Origin of the sequence: Streptomyces sp. CA-288835 (genome assembly GCF_050936385.1) — a bacterium.
Taxonomy (GTDB): domain Bacteria; phylum Actinomycetota; class Actinomycetes; order Streptomycetales; family Streptomycetaceae; genus Streptomyces.
In genome coordinates this window covers 1,749,847-1,775,452 of the sequence record NZ_JBNJMW010000001.1, presented here as the reverse complement: position 1 = coordinate 1,775,452, position 25,606 = coordinate 1,749,847, and the positions used below count along the sequence as shown (strand labels likewise).

The 25,606-nt window shown below is 69.4% G+C and carries 22 protein-coding genes and 1 pseudogene; 12 read left to right on the top strand and 11 right to left on the bottom strand.

From position 1 onward, the window contains the following. Positions 1-46: 46 nt before the first annotated feature. From ACQEVY_RS08085 to ACQEVY_RS08075, 3 genes are read right to left on the bottom strand one after another with little or no spacing between them, the layout of a single operon-like run. Complete coding sequence (locus tag ACQEVY_RS08085; RefSeq protein ID WP_432946292.1) at positions 47-1,294, bottom strand: ABC transporter substrate-binding protein; 1,248 nt, start codon at positions 1,292-1,294, stop codon at positions 47-49. A gap of 42 nt (positions 1,295-1,336) precedes the next feature. Beyond that, positions 1,337-2,029 carry an ABC transporter ATP-binding protein gene (locus ACQEVY_RS08080; RefSeq protein WP_432946290.1) on the bottom strand — a complete coding sequence of 231 codons (693 nt, stop codon included), beginning with the start codon at positions 2,027-2,029 and terminating at the stop codon, positions 1,337-1,339. Then, positions 2,022-2,780: an ABC transporter ATP-binding protein gene (locus ACQEVY_RS08075; protein ID WP_432946288.1), complete on the bottom strand. Its 759-nt coding sequence runs from the start codon at positions 2,778-2,780 to the stop codon at positions 2,022-2,024. The genes ACQEVY_RS08080 and ACQEVY_RS08075 overlap by 8 nt, the downstream gene beginning before the upstream one ends. A gap of 244 nt (positions 2,781-3,024) precedes the next feature. On the opposite strand from ACQEVY_RS08075, the gene ACQEVY_RS08070 reads away from it, so the two are divergent. Then, a complete protein-coding gene (locus ACQEVY_RS08070; RefSeq protein WP_432946286.1) occupies positions 3,025-4,632 on the top strand; it encodes a long-chain fatty acid--CoA ligase in 1,608 nt (535 codons plus the stop codon). A 601-nt stretch (positions 4,633-5,233) separates the two neighbouring features. Then, entirely contained in the window at positions 5,234-6,325 is a 1,092-nt protein-coding gene (locus tag ACQEVY_RS08065; RefSeq protein ID WP_432946284.1) for an extracellular catalytic domain type 1 short-chain-length polyhydroxyalkanoate depolymerase, read from the top strand. 154 nt (positions 6,326-6,479) lie between these two features. On the opposite strand, the gene ACQEVY_RS08060 is transcribed toward ACQEVY_RS08065, so the two are convergent. After that, positions 6,480-7,208: an SDR family oxidoreductase gene (locus ACQEVY_RS08060; RefSeq protein WP_432946282.1), complete on the bottom strand. Its 729-nt coding sequence runs from the start codon at positions 7,206-7,208 to the stop codon at positions 6,480-6,482. Between the two features lie 76 nt (positions 7,209-7,284). On the opposite strand from ACQEVY_RS08060, the gene ACQEVY_RS08055 reads away from it, so the two are divergent. From ACQEVY_RS08055 to ACQEVY_RS08045, 3 genes are all read left to right on the top strand, one after another. Then, positions 7,285-7,662 (top strand): MerR family transcriptional regulator, encoded by a 378-nt coding sequence (locus ACQEVY_RS08055; protein ID WP_432946280.1) that lies wholly within the window; start codon positions 7,285-7,287, stop codon positions 7,660-7,662. Between the two features lie 85 nt (positions 7,663-7,747). Beyond that, entirely contained in the window at positions 7,748-8,416 is a 669-nt protein-coding gene (locus tag ACQEVY_RS08050; protein WP_432946278.1) for an HAD family hydrolase, read from the top strand. A 254-nt stretch (positions 8,417-8,670) separates the two neighbouring features. After that, a complete protein-coding gene (locus ACQEVY_RS08045) occupies positions 8,671-10,632 on the top strand; it encodes a protein-arginine deiminase domain-containing protein (RefSeq protein ID WP_432946276.1) in 1,962 nt (653 codons plus the stop codon). Between the two features lie 208 nt (positions 10,633-10,840). Here ACQEVY_RS08045 and ACQEVY_RS08040 read toward each other — a convergent pair whose 3' ends face one another. Together ACQEVY_RS08040 and ACQEVY_RS08035 are read right to left on the bottom strand one after the other, a co-directional pair. Then, positions 10,841-11,812, bottom strand: a complete 972-nt coding sequence (locus tag ACQEVY_RS08040) for an ABC transporter substrate-binding protein (RefSeq protein ID WP_432946274.1) — start codon at positions 11,810-11,812, stop codon at positions 10,841-10,843. A gap of 108 nt (positions 11,813-11,920) precedes the next feature. Beyond that, positions 11,921-14,281, bottom strand: a complete 2,361-nt coding sequence (locus tag ACQEVY_RS08035; protein ID WP_432946272.1) for an arylsulfatase — start codon at positions 14,279-14,281, stop codon at positions 11,921-11,923. Positions 14,282-14,647: 366 nt separating this feature from the next. On the opposite strand from ACQEVY_RS08035, the gene ACQEVY_RS08030 reads away from it, so the two are divergent. Then, positions 14,648-15,565: a LysR family transcriptional regulator gene (locus ACQEVY_RS08030; RefSeq protein ID WP_432946270.1), complete on the top strand. Its 918-nt coding sequence runs from the start codon at positions 14,648-14,650 to the stop codon at positions 15,563-15,565. Positions 15,566-15,675: 110 nt separating this feature from the next. Here ACQEVY_RS08030 and ACQEVY_RS08025 read toward each other — a convergent pair whose 3' ends face one another. Continuing rightward, positions 15,676-16,599, bottom strand: a complete 924-nt coding sequence (locus tag ACQEVY_RS08025) for an ADP-ribosylation family protein (protein ID WP_432946268.1) — start codon at positions 16,597-16,599, stop codon at positions 15,676-15,678. Between the two features lie 167 nt (positions 16,600-16,766). On the opposite strand from ACQEVY_RS08025, the gene ACQEVY_RS08020 reads away from it, so the two are divergent. Further along, positions 16,767-17,540 (top strand): SDR family NAD(P)-dependent oxidoreductase, encoded by a 774-nt coding sequence (locus tag ACQEVY_RS08020; RefSeq protein WP_432946266.1) that lies wholly within the window; start codon positions 16,767-16,769, stop codon positions 17,538-17,540. A 24-nt stretch (positions 17,541-17,564) separates the two neighbouring features. Here ACQEVY_RS08020 and ACQEVY_RS08015 read toward each other — a convergent pair whose 3' ends face one another. Further along, positions 17,565-18,140 (bottom strand): SRPBCC family protein, encoded by a 576-nt coding sequence (locus ACQEVY_RS08015; protein WP_432946264.1) that lies wholly within the window; start codon positions 18,138-18,140, stop codon positions 17,565-17,567. An 88-nt stretch (positions 18,141-18,228) separates the two neighbouring features. Here ACQEVY_RS08015 and ACQEVY_RS08010 point away from each other — a divergent pair, with 88 nt between their 5' ends. Then, positions 18,229-18,822 carry a TetR/AcrR family transcriptional regulator gene (locus ACQEVY_RS08010; RefSeq protein WP_432946262.1) on the top strand — a complete coding sequence of 198 codons (594 nt, stop codon included), beginning with the start codon at positions 18,229-18,231 and terminating at the stop codon, positions 18,820-18,822. Between the two features lie 213 nt (positions 18,823-19,035). Here ACQEVY_RS08010 and ACQEVY_RS08005 read toward each other — a convergent pair whose 3' ends face one another. Then, positions 19,036-19,893 (bottom strand): NAD(P)H-binding protein, encoded by an 858-nt coding sequence (locus ACQEVY_RS08005; protein WP_432946260.1) that lies wholly within the window; start codon positions 19,891-19,893, stop codon positions 19,036-19,038. A 293-nt stretch (positions 19,894-20,186) separates the two neighbouring features. On the opposite strand from ACQEVY_RS08005, the pseudogene ACQEVY_RS08000 reads away from it, so the two are divergent. The 4 genes and pseudogenes from ACQEVY_RS08000 to ACQEVY_RS07985 all read left to right on the top strand — a co-directional run bounded on the left by ACQEVY_RS08000 (position 20,187) and on the right by ACQEVY_RS07985 (position 22,994). After that, positions 20,187-20,419 (top strand): annotated as a pseudogene (locus ACQEVY_RS08000) (hypothetical protein). A 21-nt stretch (positions 20,420-20,440) separates the two neighbouring features. Beyond that, entirely contained in the window at positions 20,441-21,322 is an 882-nt protein-coding gene (ppk2, locus tag ACQEVY_RS07995; protein ID WP_432946258.1) for a polyphosphate kinase 2, read from the top strand. A 12-nt stretch (positions 21,323-21,334) separates the two neighbouring features. Beyond that, on the top strand, positions 21,335-22,177 hold the full coding sequence (locus ACQEVY_RS07990) for an N-formylglutamate amidohydrolase (protein WP_432946256.1): 843 nt from the start codon (positions 21,335-21,337) through the stop codon (positions 22,175-22,177). Next, positions 22,167-22,994, top strand: a complete 828-nt coding sequence (locus tag ACQEVY_RS07985) for a DUF429 domain-containing protein (RefSeq protein ID WP_432946254.1) — start codon at positions 22,167-22,169, stop codon at positions 22,992-22,994. Before ACQEVY_RS07990 ends, ACQEVY_RS07985 begins: the two co-directional genes overlap by 11 nt. Before the next feature lie 54 nt (positions 22,995-23,048). On the opposite strand, the gene ACQEVY_RS07980 is transcribed toward ACQEVY_RS07985, so the two are convergent. Next, positions 23,049-24,731, bottom strand: coding sequence for a bifunctional 3-(3-hydroxy-phenyl)propionate/3-hydroxycinnamic acid hydroxylase (locus ACQEVY_RS07980; RefSeq protein ID WP_432946252.1), 1,683 nt, complete (start codon positions 24,729-24,731; stop codon positions 23,049-23,051). Beyond that, on the bottom strand, positions 24,728-25,606 hold the full coding sequence (locus ACQEVY_RS07975; protein WP_432946250.1) for an alpha/beta fold hydrolase: 879 nt from the start codon (positions 25,604-25,606) through the stop codon (positions 24,728-24,730). The genes ACQEVY_RS07980 and ACQEVY_RS07975 overlap by 4 nt, the downstream gene beginning before the upstream one ends.

The following is a 25,606-nucleotide window of genomic DNA, read 5'->3' as shown; positions in this document are numbered from 1 at the left end:
GGCGGCAGCCCGGCCCGCCGACAGGCCGGGCCGCCGGGCCTGCTGGTCAGCTGATGTCGCAGTCCGGCGAGGGCTTGTCGAAGGCCTCGGCCGCGGGGATGGTCTGGACGGGCTCGGTGTAGTCCCCGGCCTCGCTCGCCTCGGCCGGGTCCTTGACCTTGACCAGGTACGCGTCGTGCACCACCCGGTGGTCCTCGGCACGCACGGTGGCGTTACGGGCGAAGAAGTCGTCGAACTTCATCCCGTCCAGCTCCTTCGACACGGCTTCCGCCTTGTCGCTGCCGGCCTTCTGCGCCGCCTCCAGATAGTGGGTGGCCGCCGAGTAGTCGGCCGCCTGGACGAAGGTGGGCCGCGCTCCGGTGCGTTCCTTGAACCGGTCGGCCCAGGCGCGGGCCTTATCGTCGACGTTCCAGAACCAGGCCGTGGTGAACATCGTGCCGGAGAGCTTGTCCGCTCCGATGGCCTTGATGTCGCTGTCGAAGAGCAGGCCGATGGCCAGTTGGACGCCCTTGTCCTTCAGCTTGAACTGCTGGTACTGCTTCACGACGTTGGCCAGGTCGCCGCCCGCCTGCAGGGCGCCGAGAACGTCCGGCTTTGGCTTGAGTCCGGGCGCCTTGAGCAGGAAGGTGGAGTAGTTGTCGCTGGGGAAGGGCGTGGGATCCTTGGCGACGATCTTGCCGCCCGCGTCGGCGATGGCGGTCTCGAACTTCGTCTGCATGTCCTGCCCGAAGGCGTAGTCCGGGTAGATCGTGTACCAGTTCTTGCCGCCCTGTTCCGTCACGGCGGAGCCGGTGCCGTGCGCCAGCATGTAGGCGTCGTAGGCCCATGCGTAGGTGTACGGATTGCAGGTCTTGCCCGCGAGTTCGGTGGTGGCGGCACCGGTGTTGAAGTACAGCTTCTTCGCCTGCCCCGCGACGGTCTGCACGGCGAGGGCCGCCGAGGAGGTGGGCACGTCGAAGAGGGCGTCGGCCTTCTTGCGGTCGTACATCTCCCGGGCCTGCGTGTTGGCGACCTCCGGCTTGTTCTGGTGGTCGGCCTTGATGACCTCGATGTTCTTGGTGACGGCCTTGTCGCCGTACTTCTTCTTGAAGTCGTCGACGGCCATCTGGACGGCCTCGACGGAGTTCGGTCCCGCGATGTCGGCATAGACGCCCGACAGGTCGGTGAGCACGCCCAGGACGATCTTGTCGTCGCTGACCTTGCCGCCGCCCGAGCTGGGCCCGCCGCCACCGCAGCCCGTGAGCAGCGCCCCCACCGCGGCCGCGGCCACTCCCATCGACAACGTGCGCTTCATTTACGGTGCCTCCAGTTCGACATGTCCCGATGTCCCGCGGACCTACAGCCCGAGGTGGGTGAGGATTTCGTGCTCGCGTTCCCGCGCGCTGGCGTTGTCGAGCGACAGCGCGATACGGCCCTGGGCGAGGAGGTAGTGGCGGTCGGCGACCGTGGTCGCGAACCGCAGGTTCTGCTCGATCAGCAACACGGAAACCCCGTGCTCCTTGGCCTCCCGCAGAATGTCTCCGATGCGCTGGACGACGACCGGCGCGAGCCCCTCGGTCGGCTCGTCGCACAGCAGCACGCGGGCACCGGTGCGCAGCACCCTGGCAAGCGCGAGCATCTGCTGCTCGCCGCCGGAGAGCTTGCCGCCGGGGGCACGCCGCCGGGCCGCGAGCACCGGGAAGGTGTCGTAGACCCGGGTCAGCGGCCAGGGCGAGGGGCCCTTGACCGGGGGCAGGGTGAGGTTCTCCTCGACGGTCAGGCCCGCGTAGATGCCGCGGTCATCGGGGACGAAACCCAGACCGAGGCGGGCCCTGCGGTGCGCCGGCGAGCCCGTGATGTCCTGTCCGGCAAGCCGCACGGTGCCCGTCGTGTGGGGGTGCAGCCCCATGGCGCAGCGCAGCAGCGTTGTCTTGCCCGCTCCGTTGCGTCCGACGAGCGTGACCACCTCGCCCTCGCCGACCCGCAGGGATACCTCGTGCAGGACCCTGGCCTCGCCGTACTGGGCGCTGACGCCCTTGATCTCAAGCAACGTCGGCCCCCAAGTACGCCTCGATGACCTGCGGGTCGGTCCTGACCTGTTCGTACGGGCCCTCGACGAGCACTTCGCCTCGCTGGAGCACGGTGACGGTGTCGGCCAGGGAGCCGACGACGCTCATGTTGTGCTCGACCATGACGACGGTGCGGCCTTCGCGGATCCGGCCGATCAGGGCGACCGTGCGGTCGATGTCCTCCAGGCCCATGCCGGCCGTCGGCTCGTCGAGCAGAAGCAGTTTCGGGTCGAGGGCGAGCGCCAGGGCCAGCTCCAGGGCGCGCTTCTGCCCGTACGGGAGACTGCCGGCCGGCCGGGCGGCAAGCGCGGCGAGGCCCACGTCGTCGAGCAGTTCCACGGCCCGGCCCGAGAACCGGCGCATCTGTTTCTCGGATCGCCAGAAGCAGCGGCCGAGGCCTGTGCCCGACTGCAGGGCCAGCTCGACGTGCTCGCGTACGGAGACCTGCGGGAAGAGGCTGGTGACCTGGAAGGAACGGGCCATGCCGAGCCTGGCGATCCGTTCGGCGGGCGCCGCGGTGACATCGTGCCCGGCGAAGAGGATGCGGCCGGCCGTCGGTTTCAGAAATCCGGTGAGGAGGTTGAACAGGGTGGTCTTGCCCGCCCCGTTGGGCCCGACCAGCGCGTGCACCGAGCCCTCTGCGATGCTGAGATTCACCGCGCCGACGGCACGGAATCCCTGGAACTCCTTGGACAGACCCTGCGTGCGCAGGATCGCATGCGGATGCGTCATGTCGGCCTCGGCTGACCAGTGGGGGAGGCGCCGACGGACATCGGCGTGGGGCAGACGTTAAGTTCGGCCACCGGCGGCGGCTACGGAGAAAAACTCCACAAGCCACCCCCACCGGGTGGGCGAAATCTCCGTACCGCTCTGCCGGCCCTCACGGTCGGGGTGGGTATCCGCTCCACTCACCCGTCCCCACAACCGTGGGTCTTCTCCATGGCCCGCCCGACCCGGGGCGCCGACGATGTGCGCCATGGCAATGATGGACACTCCGCTCAACACCTGGCTGCTCTTCGACCATGCGCCGCGCTACTTCCCGGACACCGAGGTCGTCACGCAGTTCGCCGACGGAAGCCGGCACCGCTACACGTACGCGGATTTCGGCCGCCGGGCGCAGCAGTTGATGCATGCCCTGGACTCTCTCGGCCTGGGGCGCGGCGACCGGGTGGCGACCCTGGCGTGGAACAGCTACCGCCACCTGGAGGCGTACTGGGCGGTGCCCTGCACCGGTCGCGTCCTGCACACCCTCAACCTGCGCCTGTCACCTGAGGACCTGGCATACATCATCGGGCACGCCGACGACCGCGCCATTCTGGTCGACGCCGACCTGTTGCCGCTGCTGGAAAAGGTGCACGCGCGCGGCGGACTCGCGGGCGTCGCGCACATCGTCGTACTCGCCGACTCCGTGCCCGAGACGTCGCTGCCCGGCGTGTTCGCCTATGAGGAACTGCTCGCCGACCGGCCCGAGGAGTACGCGCCGGTCGACATCGACGAACGGACTCCGCTGGGCTTGTGCTACACCTCCGGCACCACCGGCCGCCCCAAGGGCGTCAGCTACACGCACCGCTCCACCGTGCTGCACGCCATCGCTGCCTCCTCGCAGGCGGCCATGGCGATCGGAGCGGCCGACTGCGTGCTGCCGGTGGTGCCGATGTTCCACGCCAACGCGTGGGGTGTGCCGTACACCGCGACTCCGTACGGCGCCAAGCAGGTCTTCTCCAGCGGCCCTCTGGACGCGGCAGCCCTCGTCGAGCTGATGGCAACCGAACGGGTCACGGTGGCCGCCGGCGTGCCCACCATCTGGATGGCCGTCGCCGACGAGATCGCGAAGCGCGACGGGCTGCCGGACCTGCGTCATCTGCTGTGCGGCGGCGCCCGGCCGCCACGCGCTCTGATCGAACGCTACCGCCGGGACTTCGGCGTTCCCCTGGTCCAGGTGTGGGGCATGACCGAGACCTCGCCGCTGGCCAGCCTGGCCTGGCCGAAGGAGCGGATGCAGGACTGGGACGAGGACAGGGTCACCGAGACGGTACGTACCAGGGCCGGGCTGCCGCTGCCCGGTGTCCAGGTCGAGATCCGTGACGAGACGGGTCGGGCTCTGGCCTGGGACGGGGAGTCGATGGGGGAGCTTCTGGTGCGCGGCCCGTGGATCGCCGACTCCTATCTCGGCGGTGAGGGGGCCGACCGGTTCACCGCCGACGGCTGGTTCGTCACCGGTGACATCGCGATCGGCTCGCCCGACGGCTACTTCGTCATCGCCGACCGCGCCAAGGACCTCATCAAGTCCGGCGGAGAGTGGATCTCCTCGGTCGACATGGAGTCGGCGGTCATGGCGATGGAACAGGTCACCGAGGCCGCCGTGATCGCCGTACCGGACGAGAAGTGGCAGGAGCGGCCGCTGGTCTGCCTGGTCACCAGGCCGGGGACGACCGTCGGCCTCGACGAGGTACAGCAGCATCTCGAGGCCGGGGGCTTCGCCCGCTGGCAGCTCCCGGACCGCATCGAGGTCATCGACGCGGTACCCCGCACCGGCACCGGCAAGTTCGACAAGAAGGCCCTGCGTTCCCGATACGAATCGTGACCGCCTGCTGAGCCGCGCTGGCCGGATCCTCGGGCGCGGGCGGGTCCCCGTGCGCGCGGTTCCTCGCCCGCGGCGGCCGGGGCGTCGGCGGCGGGCACGGTGTCCCGCGGCCCGATGGGCGAAGCCTCGCCGGTGCCCGGACCGGAGCCGGGTCCTGGACCCGTCGCGCCGGCGCCCGCGCGCCAACTCGGGACAGCGCAGAGCCCCGATCCCGCGAGCCCGCTATGGAGGACGCCATACGCCGGAGAACCGCCACCGCTCTGCTCACCGCAGCCCTGCCGACCCTCACCGCGACCGCCGGCCAGGCCGGCGGCGCCGGGACGGCCGCGCGGGCGTAAAGCCGGGCGGCGGCGTCCGGCACTCCCCGCCACAACGCCCCCCTGCCGAGAATCCCCGGCGGGGCGTCGAGCCGTCTGCGGACTGGCAACGGGAAACACCTACGTCCCGCGTCCGCACAGGGTGGAGCGCATCGCCATATCGCCGGGCGCCGGGTCGCTCGTAACTTCACCGTAATCTCGCCGCGACTCGGCACTGGAAACCGTGCCGCCCGCGGTGCCTCCCCCCTCACCCGTCGCACTGACGGAATCGGCAAGGAGATGCGATGTACCCGCACGCCGTACGGCTCCACTCTCCCCGCAAACCCCGGTCGCGCCCCGCGTCCCTGGCTGCCCTCCTGATAACCGTGATCGCCTCCTTCCTCGGACTGGCTCCCGCCCCGGCGCACGCCGCGAGCCTTCAGGAAGTGACCGGCTTCGGCTCCAACCCCGGCAATCTGCAGATGTTCCGCTACGTCCCCGACGGCCTGCCCGCGGGTCGGCCGCTGGTCGTGGCGCTGCATGGCTGCACCCAGTCCGCGGCCGGCTACGACGACGAGACCGGCTGGACCAAGTGGGCCGACACCCACGGCTTCGCGCTGCTGCTGCCCCAGCAGAAGGCCGCCAACAACGCCAACTCGTGCTTCAACTGGTTCCAGACCAGCGATACGTCACGCGGGCAGGGCGAGGCACTGTCCATCAAGCAGATGACCGATCGGATGAAGGCCGACTTCGGCAGCGACACCGCGCGGGTCTACGTCACCGGCCTGTCGGCCGGCGGTGCGATGACCTCGGTGATGGCCGCGGCCTACCCTGACGTGTTCGCCGGAGCCGCGGTGGTCGCCGGCCTTCCCTACGACTGCGCCCGCAGCGTCCTCGAGGCATTCAGCTGCATGAGCCCGGGCAGCGACCTCAGCCCGCAGCAGTGGGGCGACAAGGTGCGCGCCGCCCACCCCGGCTACGGCGGCCCCTGGCCCGCCATGTCGGTGTGGCACGGCTCCAGTGACACCAAGGTGGCGCCGATGAACATGACCGAGGTCGTCGAGCAGTGGACGAACGTGCACGGGACGGATGCGACGCCCGACGTCAGCGACACCGTCCAGGGCTACCCGCACAACGTCTACCGTGACGGCTCCGGCCGTGCCGTCGTCGAGAGCTACTCCATCACCGGCATGCCCCACGGCCAGCCGGTCGATCCGGGCAGCGCTGCCACCCAATGCGGCATCGCCGGCCAGCACTTCCCGGACAAGGACATCTGCGCCTCGCAGCGGATCGGAGAGTTCTGGGGCCTGAACGGCTCCGGCGGCGGCCCGGGCGCGCTGCCCGAACAGACAGGTCCGGCGGGGGCACCGGCACCAATGCCAGTAGCGCCTCGCTGACCTGAGACACCGTCAGCGGCCCGGCCTCGTACGAGGTCTACCGAGGCGGCAGACACCACCGTGTCTGCCGCCATGGCCGTCTTTCGAGAGGCCGATGGATTCGAGAGGCCGATGGAGAAGCGGCCGACCGACGCCGTGCGGCCCGAGAGGCTCCTCAGGCCGCCATCAGCGCCGTCAGGGCGCGGGCCATTGCGGCGTTGAACTCCTCCGGCGTCAGCGGCAGTCGGGACTTGACGTCCCGGCTCCACTGGTCGGCGAGGACCTCGGCGGAGCCCGACTCGACACCGTCGAGCGCCGCGTCGGCCAGGTCCGGCGGAGCGATCTTGTCCACGGGCCAGCCCGCCGCCATGTCGGTGTCGGCCAGGCCGAGGTGTATCGCTGTGACGAGCGTGCCCTGCTCGGCGAGCTCCAGGCGGACGCCGTTGGTCATGGCCCAGGCGGCGGCCTTGGTCAGGTGGTAGGCATTGGCGCCCTTGCCCCCGAACCACGACATGGCGGAGAGGAGGTTGACGATCGCGCCCCCGCCGTTCCTGGCGAGCGCCGGTGCGAACTCCCGGATCATTCCCAGGTGGCCGAACATGTTGGTCTCCAGCTCGTGCCGCACCGTGTCCAGCGAACCGGTCACCAGGTCGGTCCCCGTGCTGATTCCCGCGTTGTTGATGAGGAGTGAGACGTCCGGGGCGGCCTCGGCGGCGGCCCTCACGGATGCGGGATCGGTGATGTCGAGGGGCAGCACCTCGACCCCGGGCAGGTCCACGGTCTCCGGTCGGCGGGCCGTCGCGTAGACCTTGCGGGCGCCCCGTTCGAGCAGGCGCTGGGAGAAGGCGCGGCCCAGGCCGCGGTTGGCTCCGGTGACAAGGGCGACGGAGTTGTTGATATCCATGGCCGGTACGCTAAAACCTGACGCTAGCGTCAGAGGCAAGTGCTGATCGTCAGGGCCAAGGGTGAGAGGAATCACCGTGACTGTCACAGTGGCCGCAGCCGAGCGGTTGATCCGCATCGGCGAGGTGGCACGAGGTGCCGGCGTCTCCGTGCGCGCCGTGCGCTACTACGAGCAGCAAGGGCTGCTCATCGCGGAGCGCAGCCCGTCCGGCCAGCGCCTGTACCGGCAGGACGCCATCGCCCGGGTCCGCTTCTTCCAGCAGATGTACGCCGCCGGCCTCACCAGCCGAAGGATCACCGAACTCATGCCGTGCTGGGACGCCGGGCACACCGACGCCGAGCAACGAGCCATGCTGCGAGCCGAGCGCGAGCGCATCCAGGCCAAGATCGACGACCTGCAGGCCACCCTGGACCACCTCGACGAGGTCATCGCGATCACGGACACGCACCCGTAGGCGCGATTCTCGGTCTTCGGGCAGGGCGGAGACCAGCGCGGGGCTGTCCCGCAATCGCCCGCTCGCTGCCTGGCATGATCGACGCGTGACCAGTGAACCTGGGCGGCCGGGCCGCGTGACGTACGTCCTGTTCGATGTCGATGGCACGTTGATCGACGCGGTGAGCAACCAGCGCCGAGTCTGGGCAACCTGGGCAGAGCGGTACGGGCTGGATGCTGAAGAGGTCTACCGGGTGGCTCTGCAGACGCGACCGATGGAGACGTTCGCTCAGGTCGCTGCGGACCAAGATCCGTACGAGTGCCTGGCCACGCTGCACGAACTGGAGGACGAAGACGTCCGATCCGGCGTCTATGCGGCTTTCGACGGCGCATCCGAACTGCTGCACGGCCTGCCACCGGGGTCGTGGGCGTTGGTGACCTCGAACTACGAGCACAGGGTGCGCGGCCGTTTCCTGCGCACAGGCCTGCCTGTGCCGGACGTGATCGTGGACGCGGCTGCCGTCGAGGAGGGCAAGCCCTCTCCCGTCCCCTATCTGCGAGCCGCTGCGCGGCTGGGAGCGGAGCCGGGAGACTGCCTGGTGATCGAGGACGCCCCGTCCGGAGTGCGGTCCGGGCTGCGTGCCGGGATGACGGTGTGGGGAGTGAACGCCGCTGTCGCGGTAGAGGGCGTGCACCGCCACTTCGCCGGTCTGCACGAGGCCGTCCCGCACATCCTGGCCTTCACATCCGGCCCTCACGGGAATGCCGCAGCCTGAGGCCGTCCATCGGTGAGCGAGCGCAGAGGAGACGCGGCTGGGGCCCGGAGATGCGGGCCGTCAGCGAACCGACGCCCCCTCACGAAGCCCTCGGTACGGCGCGCCGATGTCGCCCTCCGCGCTCACCGCGTCGGCCAAGTCACGTACGTATCAGAGAAGTTGGCATCGAAGGCGGAAGCCGGACCACCGCCTCACAGTGAACGCACACCTCGTGCAGCCCGTCTTGCTCGGCGAACACCCCCCACCGAGAAGGGATGCGCACCGTGCGCAGACACACGCGGATACGTACATCGCCCGCGAGACGGGCGGTCCTCGCACTGGCCACCGCGGGCTCCGTGCTGGCGACACCGCTCTTCCCCGCCCACGCTGCCGAACCGCCTCCCCCGGCCGACCTCCGCGCGGACGTGAACCGGGACGGCCTGGTCGATGTGACCGGCTCCACCGACGACTCCGGCGAGGACACGTGGAATGTCGGTCACGGAGCGGTCATGCTGCCCAACATCGACGACGACTCCAAGCGCTGTCCGGTCACCACGCCCGGCGGCGAACCGCTCTCCGATGCGAAGCTGGCCGCGTGCAACGACGCCGCCGACACCAAGGTCAACGGCAGGGCGGACGCCGCCGACCTCGCCCGGGTCCGCTCCGTTCCCCTGCGCCACCTGCCGGCGAACGCCGAAGGCCGCGTGGAGGTGACGACCGGTGCCGAGCACACCCGGGTCTTCCTCAGACGCTCCGACGCATGGGTCCCCGTCACGCCCCGGACCCGGCTGACCGCCACCGAACTGCGCTCCGGCGCGGAACTCGGCGTCGAGGCCAAGGACGTCATCCGTAACAGTGCCCAGTGGGACGGCCGCACGGTCATCCGTCTGTCGGCGACCTCTGGCGGAGAGACCACCTCCGACAGCGTCACCCTGCGCGCGGCGCCCCTGCTGACCCACCATCACCTGCAGCAGACCCAGCAGGTGATGGTCACCGAGGCGCGCGGTGAGGACGCATGGGGGCGTATGCAGCGGAAGTTCGTCAAGGACTTGAGGAAGGAGGTCGAGGCCGCCGGAATCACCGAGCCGCTGATCACCTTCGACAAGTACGGCGACCCGTGGGCCCAGGACTTCGTCGAACCGGCCTACGTCAGTATGACCGGCCCCGGCGGGACGAGTCAGGCCATGCGGGTGGTGCTGCGCTCCGCCCAGGGCCGGGAAGCGGGCCGGGCACTCTACGAGAAGCTGCGCGGCCCGGACATCGGCGTCGTACAGGCGAAGGGCCCGGACATGAATGGCCGGGAGTCCCTGAACTCCATGGGCAACCTGGAGACCATCCCGCCCTACACCCACAACGGCCGGTCGTTCCCCGCCGGACGCGTCATCATGGGCGAGCGCAAGGACTCCGGTGTGCGCCCGTCGCAGGAGATACGGACGCTGCTGAAGTCCCAGGGCCTCCAGGACCCACTGCTACTGGACACCTCATGGCTGGGCGTCGGGCACGTGGACGAGTTCGTGCAGTTCCTGCCCGCGGACACTCCGCGCGGCTGGAAGATCGGCGTCGCCGACCCACAGGCCGGGCTGAAGCTGCTGCGGGACGCCCAGCAGCGCGGCCACGGCGCGACCCGGATGTTCTCCCTCCCCGACTCCGGCGACGAGACCGATCCGAAGGAGACCATCGACGAGGCCCTGGCCTCCCCGCATCTGGTGGACGACAACACCATGGCGGCTGAGCGCATCGCGGCCAACCTGCGGATCCTCCAGCGTGAGACGGGCGTCACCGACGCCGAGATCCTCCGCGTGCCCGCGCTCTACACCCGCGAGGCGGAGCAGCCGACAGGCGACGGCGAGGTCATCGGCGTACCGCGCCTGACCCGTATGGGCGCCGGCTCGGAACTCCCGGACAAGCTCAGGAAGTTCGGCCAGCAGAAGTGGCTCGCCGAGGGCCGCGACACCTCCGCGGCGGCTCCGCAGACCGTCACGACCAGCGCGTACGTCCCGGGGGCGGTCAACGGCGTCTTGCTGTCCCGCGACCGCTATCTCGCCCCGCGCCAGTGGGGTCCCGTCGTGGGCGGCAAGGACATCTTCACCGAGGCGGTCACCACTGCGTACCGGGAGGCCGGGCTCAAGGTGTCGTACATCGACGACTGGTACACCTACCACCTCGGCCAGGGCGAGGTGCACTGCGGCACCAACACCCTGCGCGACACGTCGGCCGCTTGGTGGCACCGCCCGTAGGGCTGCCCGCCACTTCACGACACGCGCATCGCTCATAGACCGGCCACGTCACGCGGGACCACCAGACCCAGGCGGCACCGCGGACGTGGCCGAGTCATGCGCCACCGCAACGTCCATGACACTCACTCACCCGTCCACGGCCCCGGCGTCGTCGGGCACGCGGGTCAGGCGGAAGCAGAACTCGCGCTCTGCTTCCCGCTCGTGGCTGCTAGCCCAGCCAGGCCTTGACCTTGTCGGGGTTTGCGTCGATCCACTTCTTCGCCGCCGCCTCCGGTGTCATCTTGTCGAGCGCGATGTACTTGGCGACGGTGTTCTGGTCCTCGTTGGTCCACGTGAACTTCTTCACCAGGTCGTAGGCCGGGCTGCCCGACTTGGCGAACTTCGTGCTGACGATCTTGTCGAGGTCGAACACGGGGTAGTCGCAGGCGACCTTCGCCTTGTCCGCGTCGCAGCCCTCCGTGTGCTTGGGCAGATCGACCTTGACCAGCGGCACCTCGGACAGGAACCACTGCGGCTCGTAGAAGTAGCCGATCACCCACTTCTTGTTCTTCTCGGCTTCCCGGAACGCCTGGATCAGCGCGGTCTCGCTGCCCGCGTACACCACCTTGAAGTCCAGCTTGAGGTTCTTCGCCAGGGCCTCGTCGTTGGTCTGGAACGACGGGTCGCCGTCCAGGAGTTGGCCCTTGCTGCCCGACTCGGAGGTCTTGAAGTCGGCGGCGTACTTGTTGAGGTTCTTCCAGTTGGTGATGTCCGGGTGCTTCTTCGCGATCCACGGCGGGATGTACCAGCCGATGATTCCCTTGTTTCCCGTCGAGCCGAGGTTCACGGCGATCTTCTGCTGGTCGATGTACTTCTTCTTCAGGTCGTCGTGGCCCCAGTTCTCCACGATGGCGTCGACCTCGCCCGTCTCGAACCCCTGCCAGCTGATCTCCGCCTTCAGGTCCTTCGTGACGACTTTGCAGCCGAGTTCCTTCTCCGCGACGTTCTTGATGACCGCCGCGTTGGCCTCGTAGCCCACCCACGGGCTGACCGCGAGGTTGACGGTGCCGCACTTGCCCGAGTCGGCGTCCGCCCCGGAGGATTCCCCGCCGACCTTCGCTCCGCCGCAGGCGGTCAGGGTGAGACCGAGTACGGCCACCCCCGCCGCGCCGGAACGCCAATGTCCTCTACGTGCTGCCATGGTCCTGCTCCTTGTGCGCTGGGCGTGTCGGGCCGTTGTCCGAGTGGTGGAGTCGAGATCCGGGTCGATGAGGGTCACGTCATGTCCAGGGCGCACCGGAAGCCGAGTTCACTGTGCCCCCATGACGCGTCGGTGCAGTCCGCCGTCGAACTCGGACGACTCGGCGCCCTGGGAGCCCAAGTCGATGCGCACTGTGTGAATGGTCCCGGTGAACTCGTTGTCGAGGACGGGGTAGTCGTCGGTCACCGGTGTGCTCAGGTCCACGCCGACGTCGAGTGTCTCGTCGAAGGAGAAGTAGTACGGGATGGTCTGATCGACCCGGCCGCTCGCGTGCTTCTCGCCGTTCACCAGAAGCGTGGCGGTCCCGCCCTTGCCGAGTCCGCCTCCGTCGTAGTCGAACTCGAGCCGGACCTCGTGCCGTCCCGGTGTCAGGGGCCGGCCGCCGCGCACGGTGTACAGGCTCATGCCGAAGTAGTTGTAGGCGTAGGCGGGCCTGCCCTCGGCGAAGTAGAGGGTCCAGCCGCCGAACCGGCCGCCCTGCGCGATGAGTACGCCCTCGGCAGTCGTGTCCGGCACGTCGATGTCCGCGGTGATGCTGTGCGAGCGGTTCTTGACGTTGGGTGTGGTCTCCTCGGTGAACCGCCTCATGCCTGCGCGGTAGGTGACGGAGGTGCGGTGGCCGAGCAGATCGATACGGCCGGCCACGGCGGGGTTCTCGCGCTCGGTGACCCGGTCGTCCAGGGGGAAGACCTGGTACTTCGCCGCCTCGATCAGGAACAGATCCTGCAACTGCCGTAGCTTCTGGGGATGTTGGGCGGCGAGGTCGTGCGCCTGGCTCCAGTCGTGGTTCAGGTCGTAGAGCTCCCAGACGTCGTCGGCGAACGGCCGGTCCCCCTCCGGCACCATCTCCCAGGGGATGCCGTGCCGGGTGACCGCCATCCAGCCGTCGTGGTAGATGCCCCGGTTGCCGCACATCTCGAAGTACTGCGTACGGCGGTGCTCGGGCGCCCCGGGATCGGCGAGCGTCTGCCGCATGCTGGTGCCCTCGATGGGCTGCTGCGTCACCCCGTCCACGCTGAACGGCGCCGGAACGCCCACACAGTCCAGAATCGTCGGCAGTACGTCGATGACGTGCGAGAACTGGTGACGGATACCGCCGCGTTCGGCGACCCCGCGCGGCCAGTGCAGGATCATGCCGTCCCGAGTGCCGCCGAAGTGCGAGGCCACCTGCTTGGTCCACTGGTAGGGGGTGTTCAGCGCGAGTGCCCAGCCCGCGGGGGCGATCGGGTAGCTGTCCGGCCCGCCGATCTCGTCGAGGTGGTCGATCATCTCGTCCGGGTCGTCCACGATGCCGTGCCCGAGTCGGTGCTCGACGATCGTCCCTTCGATGCCGCCCTCACCTGAGGCGCCGTTGTCGCCCAGGATGTAGAGGACGATCGTGTTGTCCAGCTCGCCGAGTTCGTCCAGTGCGTCGAGGAACCTGCCGACCTGTACGTCCGCGTGTTCCGTGAAGGCGGCGAACGTCTCCATGAACCTGGCCGCCAACTCGCGCTGGTTGTCGCTGAGTTCGTCCCAGTGCGGAACGCCTTCCGCCCAGGGCGCGAGTTCTGTCTCCGGGGGTACGACGCCGAGGTCCTTCTGGCGTTCGAGAGTCACCTCGCGCTGTCGGTCCCAGCCGTGGTCGAACCGTCCGCGGTACTTCTCCTGCCATTCCGGGCCGACGTGCAGGGGTGCGTGCGCGGCGCCGAGCGCGAGGTAGGTGAAGAACGGCCGGTCCGGGGTCAGGGTGCGCTGCGTACGCACCCAGTCGATGGCGTGGTCGACGAGGTCCTCGGAGAGGTGGTAGCCGTCCTCGGGCCGGCGGTCCGGCTCGATGGGGGTGGTGCCCTGGTACAGCAGCGGGTACCAGTGGTTCATCTCGGCGCCCATGAACCCGTAGAAGGTGTCGAAGCCCTCTCCGGTGGGCCAGCGGTCGAACGGACCGACCGCGCTGATCTCCCGCGGCGGGGTCTGGTGCCACTTGCCGAAGGCGGCCGTGCTGTAACCGTTGCCCTGCAGGATCTGGGCCATGGTCGCCGCGCTGCGCGGCCGGAATCCGTTGTACCCGGGGGCCGCGGTGGCCATCTCGGTGGTGCCGCCCATGCCCACCGAGTGATGGTTGCGGCCGGTGAGCAGGGCCTGTCGGGTCGGCGAGCACAGGGCCGTCACATGAAAGCGGGTGTAGCGCAGCCCGTTGTCCGCGAGCCGGTCCGCGGCCGGCATCTCGCACGGCCCGCCGAACGCGCTGGAGGTGCCGAAGCCGAGGTCGTCGACGAGCACGATCACCACGTTCGGGGCACCCTCCGGCGGCGGGACCGGGCCGATGGGCGTGAACGGCGTCTCCTGGTCATGGACGTCCATCGCGGTCGTCAGCGGCCGACGGATGTCAGGCCGCGGAAGTATGTGCCGTCCGGCGTCGAACTCAGTCATGCAATTCTCCGATTTCGGTGCCCGGCGAGGAAATGTCACACCCTCTTATCGCGGCCGAATTGCCGGTGTAATGCAGCTGGACTTCAGCGGTCCGGAGTGCCCCTGCCTGCGACGCTGTCAAAATGTCAGTCGCCGCCGAAGCCGGTCAATGAGTGTTCTGAATTTACGTGGACCGGTTTTGAATGAGGGCAATAGAAAGCTTCTATACCGGGGCACGGATCCGAGTCCCAGGCAGCGCGGCATCCCGCCGTGGAGGCGCGCAACGGTGAGGCGCCCCCGTCGTCGGACGGCGCTCGGACGGGTCGGGCGGCGAGATCGCCAGGTGGTCGCCGGACAGTCGGTTCGTACGAGCGATAGAAAGGCTCTATGGAACGTCGCCAGGTCGAGTACTTCCTCGCCGTTGCCGCGCACCGAAGTTTCACCAGCGCCGCCCACACCCTGCGCGTGGCACAGCCGTCGCTGTCCCACGCGATCCGTCTGCTGGAGCGGGAGTTGGGCACCCCTCTCTTCCACCGGCTCGGTCGCGGAGTCGTGCTGACCTCGGCGGGAGAAGCGTTTGTGGAGCCTGCCCGGCAGGTCATGCGCGATCTGGAGACCGCTCGGTCGGTGGTGCGCACCATCGCCGGACTGGCAGGCGGCACGCTGGACATCGTCGCGCCGACGACGTTGGCGGTCGATCCGCTGGCGGACCTCGCCGGGTGTTTCCGCGGGCGCCATCCCGCGATCGACATCGTCATCGTCGAGCCACCGGACGCGGCCGCGGTCGCGGACATGGTGCGTACCGGCGAGTGCGAGTTGGGGCTGGCCGATATGAGGACGGACAGCAAGACCGTCGAGACCTTGGAGCTGTGCCGGCAGGAGGTCCTGGTGGTAGTGCCCCGGTCCGACCGCTTTCCTCAGGCCGGACCCGTGGCACTCGGGGACGTGGCCCGGATGGATCTCGTGGCGACCGCGCCCGGCACCGCGACCCGGGCGCTGATGGATCAGGCGCTGGGCGGGGAGGGAGGCCGTCCGCGCATCGCGGTGGAGACGGTCCATCAGGCCGCGGTCGTCCCTTTGGTACTGGCCGGAGCGGGGGCGACGCTACTGCCGCGCTCTCTCGCCGAGGAGGCGGCGCGGCGCGGCGCGGTGGCGCTGGCGCTGCGTCCGCGCCTGGTCCGGCCGGTCTGGCTGATGTGGCGGCATGGGCCGCTCTCACCTGCCGCTCAGGCGTTCATCGATGTGGCCCGCGAGGCTTTCATGCTCCCGGTGGCGGCGTTGCCGGAGGGCGACACGCAAGAGTGATGGGCGAGCGGGCGGTGGGCGTGAGGTACCAGCGGGCAGGGGTGCCGCGCAGCAGGTCCGCCCCCGAACCGACGCCGGCCAAGAGTAAGACTGCCGCGTACGTGCTGCCGCTATGTCTGCTCCAGGACGTCCACCCGTGGCAGGGACCGGTGACGGTGGTGTGCACCGGCTATCTCCGCCAGTGAGGGGCGGTTCAGCGCGCGGTAGGCCATCACGAGGAGTTCGTTCGCGAGTGTTTCGCGGGCCGGGTCGCCGCCCGAGGCCCAGTGCAGGTCACGGCCCAGGACCAGGGCTTCCGCCGGATCGCCTGCCGAGCAACGGCGGCGGGCCTCCTCCACGCCGGACTGCAGGGCTGCGGGGTCCTCGAACAGGGCGTACATGTATGTCGCGAACTTGTACTCGTCGGCCTGGCCGTGGGCAGGTCGGTCCAGTGCGGTGTCGCCCGACACGAGTGCGCCCGCGCCGTCCAGCGTGGTGATCCGGCCGCCCACCTCGGGCCGGTCCCCGGTCTCCACGGCGGTCAGCGCATCGCGCAGCAGGGCCAGGCGGGACCGCCGCGCGGATACCTCCTCGTCCTGCACGTCGTCATCGAGGTCGCGCCAGCAGCGTTCGAGGATCGCGCGCAGCGCCTCCAGCGGGGTGCGCGACGTGGTGTCGATTCCACCGCCGTCGTGGGTGTAGTAGGAGGCGACCCCACGGCACGTACGGCCGTCGTCGAACCACAGGCCGTAGTGGAGGCCGTCGGAGCCGCCGTGCATGAAGGTCAGGAACTCGGGCGGGTCACGGTAGTAGCGGCCGTGCACCCGTACATCGATGCCCTGGCGCGGCTGCAGACCGGTGTCGGCGAACAAGTCGATGATGCCGGCCGGGGACACGTCGAGGTCGCGGAGGGCCTGGTGTCCGGCCGGGGCGAGGGAACTCAGGAAATCCCAGAACCGGAAGATCGAATCGGGTAGTTCGAACCCCCAGTCCCGCAGGAAGCGCTCCTCGATGTCGGTCCGGCTCGCCGGCCTCTCGGACTTCTCCCCGCGCATCGCAGGACCCCCAGTTCATGGCGCACATACGGCCACTGTCACGAAGGCCGAGGCTACCGAAGCGGGCTCGTCCGGCTCTGGCCGGGTATCGGTGGCTCCATCGGATGCGTACTGCGCGTCCGGACGGAACTGTGTGCTCCAGGGATCCCAGCAGGTTTACTCGCCCCATGACCGACACGAATGGAATGCTGGCCGGTAAGTCCGTCATGATCACGGGTGCGTCGAGCGGTATCGGAGAAGCGGCCGCCCGTCTGTTCGCCGCCGAGGGAGCGGCGGTCCTCCTGATGGCCCGCCGCGAGGACGTACTGAAGCAATTAGCCCAGGAGATAAACGACTTGGGCGGCCGCGCGGCGATCAGCGCGGGCGACGTCTCGGTCGCCGAGGACGTACAGCGCGCCGTGGACGCGACCCGCGAGCAGTTCGGCTCCCTGGACGCGGCCTTCAACAACGCAGGCTTCGCCGGCGATGACCTGTCCCCGCTGCACGAGCTCGACCAGGCCGTCTACGACCGTACGATCGCCGTCAACGTCACCGGCACCTGGAACTGTCTGCGCTCCCAGATCCCGGTGATGCTCGAAGCGGGGAAGGGCGCGATCGTCAACACGTCCAGCACCGCCGCCATGGGAGCCACCGGAGCCCCCGTGCCCTACGTCGCCGCGAAGCACGCGGTGCTCGGTATGACGAGGGCCGCAGCGGCCGAGTACGGGGCACACGGTATTCGCATCAACACGCTCGTCGTTGGCACCACCCGCACCGAAATGATCAACCAAGTAGTGGAGGCCTACCCGGAGTTGGGCACGGCTTTCGTCGCCCGCCAGATGCAGAAACGCATGGCGGATCCCGTCGAGATCGCCCAGGCGGCCCTGTGGCTGTGCAGCGACCGCGCCTCGTTCGCCACGGGGTCGGCACTGGCCGTGGACGGCGGGTGGACGGCGGGCTGACGGCCGCGTGCCGGCCGGGGCGCGCTACCGAGGGATTCGCCCGGCGGCTGAGCTCGTTGCTATGGAGGCTGCCCCTTGAGGGCCCGCGTGCGGGGATTCCTGCTGTGACGTCCTTGAACCGCGGGCGAGTTGGCGCAGCAGGCGTACGTATCGGCTCCAGCGGGCGGGCCGGGCGACCTGGCCGGTGATGGCGTGTTCGGCGTGGTCGAGGCTGTCTTCGAGTACCGCGTCGTGGAGGTGCCGGTAGAGCAGCGGCCAGGTGAGGCGGGCCGGGCCGCGGGCGCGCATTGCGAGCGTGTGGCGCAGGAGCGTGTGCTCGGTGTCGACCGGGTGGACGGTGTACTCGTGGAAACCGTGGAAGCCGCGAGGTCCGCTGAAGGTGAACCGCACCCACTGACCGGGCACGTAGGCGCACACCGTGTACCGGACCGGGCCGTGGCCGCCGTGCGAGCCGGGCGTGAGGCCGTCGGAGAGGCGCATTGGCGGCCAGTCGGCGCCCGGCCACAGGCGGTCCGCGTCCGTGGCCAAGGAGTCGAGCAGGGCGCCGACCGCGGCGGGCCCGGCGGGCAGTAGGCGTTCGTGGACGTTGAGTACGGCCATGGCGCATCCCCTTCAGGTGCTGCGACTGAGCATGTGGAGCATGTATTGGAGAGGTCTCTCTATAATTATGGAGGGTACTCTCCAATACATGGCGAGGCCACCTCTGTACGACATGAACCGGCTGCTCGACGCGGCGCTCGAACTCGCCGCGGGCGCGGGCCCGCCTGCGGTCACCATGGCCGCGGTCGCCAAGGCGGCAGGTGCCCCGAGCGGCTCGGTGTACCACCGCTTCCCGTCCCGCACCGCACTCTTGGCGGAGCTGTGGCTGCGCACGGTCGAGGGCTTCCAAGAGGGCTGGTTCGCTGCCCTTTCCGGACACCGGGACCCGCGGGACGCGGCCGCGGCGGGGGCCCGGCACGTGGTGGCGTGGAGCCGCGGCAACCGGCCGGAGGCGGTCGTGCTGCTGTACGGCGCGGAGGACTACGGGCGTGCGGACTGGTCCCAGCCGTACCTGCGCAGAGCCGGGGAGGGTCACCGCCGGGTGAGCGAAGCACTCGCCACCCTGGGCAAGTCGCTTGGTGTGGAAGGGGAGTTGGAGCGCGATCAGCTGACCCTCGCGGTGATCGACCTGCCCTTGGCGGTCGTCCGTGGACCACTGCGCACCGGTGCGCCGATCCCGGCGCGGGCCGAGGAGCTGGCCGAGCGGAGCACTCGGGCGCTGCTTGCGGGCTTGGGGCGCTGAGCTCAGCGGGGCGGCGGTGGACGAGTTGCTACGTACGTGAGCGGCGGCGTCGTTTTCGACGCGCGACGGGATAGGGGAGTCGCGCGGCCATGTGCATAGCCGATGTTCGCGAAAGCGGGAATCACCCAGCCCCGTCGGGCGGCCCCGGGCGAGGACGCGGTCGTCACCGGTGTTACGGATCCTTCCGCGTCCGTCCCACGAACTACGCCGGGGTTATGCCGTCGCTGAGGGGGTGGTTGCCGTGAAGGCGTCCGCGTGCTCCGCGGCCCACTGGGCGAAGGTGCGGGCCGGGCGGCCGGTGACCTTCTCGACGGTGTCGACGACCGTACGGCCCGCCTCCGGGGTGTTCCCGTACACCTCGAGCAGGAAGCCGATGACGTCCTCCGGTTGGCCCGCCGCCCGCCATTGGGCGACGGCCTGCTCCTCGGTCAGCTCGACCAGGGTGATCTCCCGGCCGCGGGCTGCGGCGATGGTCGACACCTTGTCGCCGACGGTCAGCAGTTCGGGGCCGGTGATCACGTACTCCTGGCCCCCGTGGCCCTCCTCGGTGAGCGCGACCGCGGCCACGGCGCCGATGTCGCCCTCGTGGACCATGGCACTGAGCCGGGAGACGAACGGCTCGTGGACTTCGCCCGAGGCCACGATCTGGTCCGCCCACTCCAGGGCGTTGGCCATGAACTCGACCGGCATGAGTACGGTCCAGTCGACACCGTCGTCGGCCCGCACGGCGTCTTCCAGCGGGGTCGGCCCGCCGCCGTGCAGCACGGTGATCCGGCGTACGCCGGCTGCGCGGGCCAGCTCCAGGATCCGCGGGCCGCTCTCCAGTGGGGCGAAGTAGGGCCCGCCGAAGGTGATCAGGTGGAGGCCGGTGACGCCCTCCAGGGCTGGGATCAGGCTGTCGGGTTCGGTCAGGTCACCCTGGACGACTTCGACGTCGGCCGGGAGGTTGGCCGTCGCCGCATCCCGCGTGAGGGCGCGGACCGCGTGGCCGCGGGCGAGCAGTTCGGCGACGACCTGACGGCCGACGGTTCCGGTGGCGCCGGTGACAAGAATCTTCTGCGTCTGTGTCATGGCACGACCGTAGGGAGCATCTAGGTCAGATGCTGTCCGCAATGCGTTTCGGAGCGCGAAGAGGAAACCCAGGCCGAGCAAGAGCGCTTCCTTCTCGCCCAGCACAACGGCCTCCCGCTGGGGCCGCACCGAGACAAGGCGCCATAACCTGCGACCCGTCAGATGACCCGAGAGTCGCGTGTCTGCCGCCCCTCGACCCATACCGGAGATTCGCTTCCGGTTCGCTGCGTGTATTCCTGCGATTGCTTGCATCGAGGGATGGACCACATCACGTGCTCGGGCTTCCGGCGGCGATCGCCGCGTCCATCGTGGCCGTCTCGCGACGTAACCCAGTGAGCCTCGGCGTCACCGTCGCGGTGGTCGCCGTCTTCGCGCTCGGCAACCGCGGGCTCGCCCAGGTAGAGGCCGCACGGAGAATGACGGCGGCACGCACGCGCTGGGCTTCGCCCCGGCCGCGCTTTGCTTTCTGGCCTGCGCGGCAGTGGTCGCGTACGGCATCTGTCTGATCGTGCCGCAGTTCCACTGAGGCTCCTGGAAGGAGTACTGGATGACACCCCTGGTGACGACGGGATTGCGGGTCGACTACAGCGACCACGACGACCCGGTGCTGATACGGCCGGACGGCAGCCCGGTGGACACCTGGCGAGAGAACTACCCGTACGACCAACGGATGGAGCGCAAGGAGTACGACTTGCACAAGCGGCTTCAGCAGATCGAACTGCTGAAGCTGCAGAGCTGGATCAAGGAGACCGGCCGCCGGCTCGTCATCGTCTTCGAGGGCCGTGACGCGGCAGGCAAGGGCGGCACGATCAAGCGCTTCACCGAGCACCTGAACCCGCGCGGTGCACGAGTGGTGGCCCTGGAGAAGCCGACCGAGCGCGAGCGCGGGCAGTGGTACTTCCAGCGGTACGTGGAGCATCTGCCGACCGAGGGCGAGATCGTCATGTTCGACCGGTCCTGGTACAACCGGGCCGGAGTCGAGCGTGTGATGGGCTTCTGCACGGACGACGAGTACCGGCGCTTCATGCGCCAGGCACCGCTGTTCGAGCGGATGCTCGTCGACGACGGAGTCGACCTGGTCAAGTTCTGGTTCTCGGTCTCGCAGAGCGAGCAGCGCACCCGCTTCACGATCCGTCAGGTCGATCCGGTGCGGCAGTGGAAGCTGAGCCCGATGGACCTGGAGTCCCTGGACCGCTGGGACGACTACACCGCCGCCAAGGTCGCCATGTTCCGCGAGACGGACACGGAGTACGCACCGTGGACGGTGGTGAAGAGCAACGACAAGAAGCGGGCCCGGGTCGAGGCCATGCGCAGTGTGCTGGACCGCTTCGACTACACGGACAAGGACGAGGAGGTCGTCGGCAGCCCCGACCCGAGCATCGTGGGCGCGGCCGCCAACCTGCTGGAGGCGGGCGAGGACGCCTCCTGAAAGGACCTCCGCATGAACGACGTGTCGGCCTCCCACCTGCTCCTGCCGGGCGCACCGGACTCCCCCGTGATCCTGCACGTCCCGCACTCCGCGCGGGCGATCCCGGCGGACGTACGGAGCGGCATCGTGCTCGAAGATGCTGCACTGGAACGGGAGTTGGACCACATCACCGACGCGCACACCGCGCGGCTCGCGGCGATGGCCGCGGAGCGCTGTGCCATGGCGCCTTGGCGGTTCGTCAACCAGTTGTCGCGGCTGGTCGTTGACCCCGAACGGTTCCCGGACGAGCGGGAGGAGATGCTGGCCGTCGGCATGGGCGCGGTCTACACGCGGACCACCCACCGGGAGGAGCTACGACCCGCCGACCACGCCGGCCAGCCGCTGATCGAGCGGTACTTCCACCCGTACGCCGCCGCCATGACGGACGCCGTGACCGAGCGACTGGACGCCGTCGGTCGGGCCGTGATCATCGACGTCCACTCCTACCCGACCGAACGCCTGCCCTATGAGCTCCACGGTGACGGACCCCGGCCGCCCATCTGCCTCGGCCGGGACGCCTTCCACACCCCGGCCGAACTGCTCGCCCGTGCCGAGAAGGCGTTCGCGGGCTTCGGCGGCACCGGAGTCAACAGCCCCTTCGAGGGAACGTACGTCCCGCTGAAGTACTACGGGAACGACGCACGGGTCAACGCCCTGATGATCGAGATCCGGCGGGACGTCTACATGTCCGAGCCGGGCGGTCCGGCGGGCCCGGGCCTCGACACCCTCGCGAGCGCACTCGCCCAGCTCGTCGAGGAAGAGCACCGCGCCGCGCCGGTGGCAGATTCTCTGGTACTACCGACGCATGGGGATTGAGCGGTTCATCGGCATCGACCTCGCCTGGGCGCAGGGTGGCGCCCGTACCCGGCCCAACGAGACCGGCGTAGCCGCCATCGACCGTCGCGGCGTGGTGATCGAATGCGGCTGGACCTCCGGGATCGAAGAGACCGTGTCATGGCTGGCCAAGACAGCGGTCGACGGATCGACCCTGGCTTTCGTCGACGCGCCGCTGGTCGTCGACAACCCGGCCGGCCAGCGGCTGTGCGAGCGGGAGGTCGGCCGGAGGTACGGCCGCTGGAAGGTGAGCGCGAACAGCACCAACCAGCGCTCTCCCCGCCTGGCCGGAGTGTTCCTGCGGGAACGGCTGCAGGAGTCCGGCTGGTCCTACGACGACGGCAGGGACGGCCCGCGGACAGGCGGTCTGCTGGTGTCCGAGTGCTATCCGTACACGACCTTGGTCGGAGCCGCCGAGTTGGGTTACGACCGGGAGCGCCCCACCTACAAGCGCCGACCGGCGCGAGTGCCGACGGCACAATGGCGAGCGGTGCGCGCACGGGAGTGCGACGTGCTGATCGCGCGCATGGCGGGCCTGGCCACCGCCGACCCGCCACTCCTTCTCTCTTCCCATCCGGTCTCCCGTCGACTGGTCGATGAGCCCTCACCTCTGGGGGCAGTCGACTACAAGCATCGGGAAGACCTCATCGACGCGCTCCTCTGCGCGTGGACGGCCGCACTGTGGTCCCGGCACGGACTGACGCGCTGCCAAGTCCTCGGCCCGGACACCGCCGTGTCGCCCGGAAGCGCTCCCACCATCATCGCGCCCGCCCGGCCCGAGCAGCGGCGAGGCAGCTGAGCCGCTCGCACATCCGTAGCGCGAGGGGCACGTGGGAATCACGTTGCTAGGTGATCACGACGCCTCGCCCTCCGTAGCGGGAATCGAGCGCCAGGCATCCTTCAACTCCGCGGGCCGCGAAGGCGCGACGAGTCGTTCGAAGGCGTCGCTCACCGTCGCCAGGTCGCGGGGATCGGTCAGGGCCGCGAGATACCGGTCGGGGCGGACGACGGCGACGCTGCCCTGGTGCTGGGCGAACCAGTCCCGCAGCGTGCCGTCGACGTCCTCCACCGTCACCGAGTCGGTCATCGACGTACGCCGCTCGGTACGCGACCGACCGGAGCGGGATTCGACGACGGTGAGGTAGCGAGTGCCGATACGGTCCCAGAAGGCACGGGAGTCGGCATCCAGATGTACGAGCGGATCAGTGCCGTAGCCGATGAGGGCGAACCACTCGCCGAGTGTCTCGTCGAGCGGCAGCACCCTTCCGTCCGCGGTCTCGACCCTGGGCTGGATGAGCATCCGGCCCGCCGGTGAACTCTTCCGAAAGGTCCCGCCCCGGTGCAGCATGATGCCCTCGCTGTACCGGGGCAGGGGCTTGAACCGCATCTGTATGACCCAGTCGCGTACTGACGGTGCCACCGTGAGTCCGCGCAACAGGGTGTCGCGCGCGCGGGCCACCGTGGGGCTCGTCGGGGAGAGGAACCGGCCGAGGGCGTCCGACAGTTTCACCATCGTCCTGGCGTGCTCGCGCCGCTCGGTGTCGTACGAGGCGAGAATCCTCGGATGGGCGCGACCGGTGACGACCGCCGCCAGCTTCCAGGCGACGTTGGTCGCGTCCCGTATGCCGGTGTTCATGCCCTGCCCTGCCCATGGGGGCATGAGGTGGGCGGCGTCGCCCACGAGGCAGATCCGGCCGTCCACGAAGCGATCGGCGACCCGCGAATGGTGGGTGTAGACGCGGGCCCGGACGATGTTGAGCGCCGTGGGATCCGGCACGTGCCCGGTGAGGAGTTCGCGTACCTTCTCGGGCCGGAGCATGGCCTCGGCGTCCTCGCCGGGGAACAGCATGAACTCCCAGCGCCGGTAGTTGTAGGGCAGGTCCAGGCAGACGTACGGGCGCCTGGGGTCGCCGTGCAGCCCGGTGTACGGGGCGTCGAGTGGATCGTTGTCGCACTCGATCACCACCCACTTGCGCGGGTGGGTGTCGCCGCTCAACGGGATGCCGAGTTGCTCGCGTACGGTGCTGCGGCCGCCGTCGGCGGCGACCACGTACTCGGCGTGGACGAGTACGCGTTCGCCCTGGGGGCCTGAGATGTGGAGCCGTGCTTCGGTGCCGTCCTGTTCCACACGTATGAGTTCGTGGCCCAGCAGAGGCTGGACGTGGGGGTAGCGCTGGAGGCCGGCGCGCAGCGTGCGCTCGGCGAGCTGCTGCATGAAGATGTTGCGCCGGGGCCAGCCGTACTCCTTGGTTTCCGGCCGGATGTCGGCCAGACAGACACCGTTCGCGGCGAACATCCTCAGCGGAACGTTCTGGATCATGTCGGCCAGCATCTCGTCGGCGAGCCCGATGCCCTGGAAGCTGCGCAGGCATTCGTCGTCCATGCCGACCGCGCGCGGGTAGTCGACGATTTCCTCACTGCGGTCGATCAGCAGGGTGCGCACACCGTAGAGGCCGAGGTAGTTCGCGACCGTCGCTCCGACGGGTCCGGCGCCGACGACGGCGACCTGGGTGCGGTGCTCGACGGGTTCGGTCATCGGACGACCTCCGAACTCCTGAGGAATCTTGTGAGGCGGTGATGGAAGAGATCCGGGGCGTCGTCGTGCACGTAGTGGCCTGCCCCGGGGATCTCCACGGTGCGGATGAGCGGGTTGCGTTGCGCCATCGCGGCCATGGTGGGGGCGGGGAGGAAGTCCGACTTCCCGCCCCGGATGACCAGGGTCGGGCACCGAAGGGACTCGACGTACGGCCACAGGTCCACCTGCCGGGCCGGATCCGGGTCGAGGCGGGCTGCCGCGATGCCCGCCAGGTCGAACTTCCAGCGCCACCGTCCCCCGTCGTCCGGAACGAGGGTGTGCCGCACCCTGGAGTCGAGGGCGTCTTCGGAGATGTGCGGACGGACGCCGCGCCAGTACGCGCGCGCCGCCTCCTGGCTGGGGAAGTCCGGGGGAGTGTCGGCCACTTCGCGTTTGATGCGCTCGGCTCCCTCGCCGGACAGCGACGAGCCGGGCCCGATGTCCTCGACGACCGCCGCGCCCACCCGCTCCGGGTGCCGCGCGGCGTAGACGTACGTGGTGGTGCCGCCCATGGAATGACCCAGCAGTACGAACCTGTCCAGGCCGAGGCGGTCGGCGAACTGTTCGAGATCGGCTACGTAGGACTCCGTGTAGTACTCGCCTTTCGGATCCCAGTCGCTGTCACCTCGCCCACGCGCATCCGGGGCCAGGACGCGGTAGCGGTCGCCGAGCCGCTGCGCCAGCGGCTCGAACGTCCGGGCATAGCTGCGCAGTCCGTGCAGCATGACGATCGCGGGCCGGTCCTCGTCGCCCCAGCCCCACTCGACATAGTGCGTGCGCAGGCCGTTGAGTGTGATGAAGCGGTCGTGCCCCACTGCGGTGGTGTCGGCGGCCAT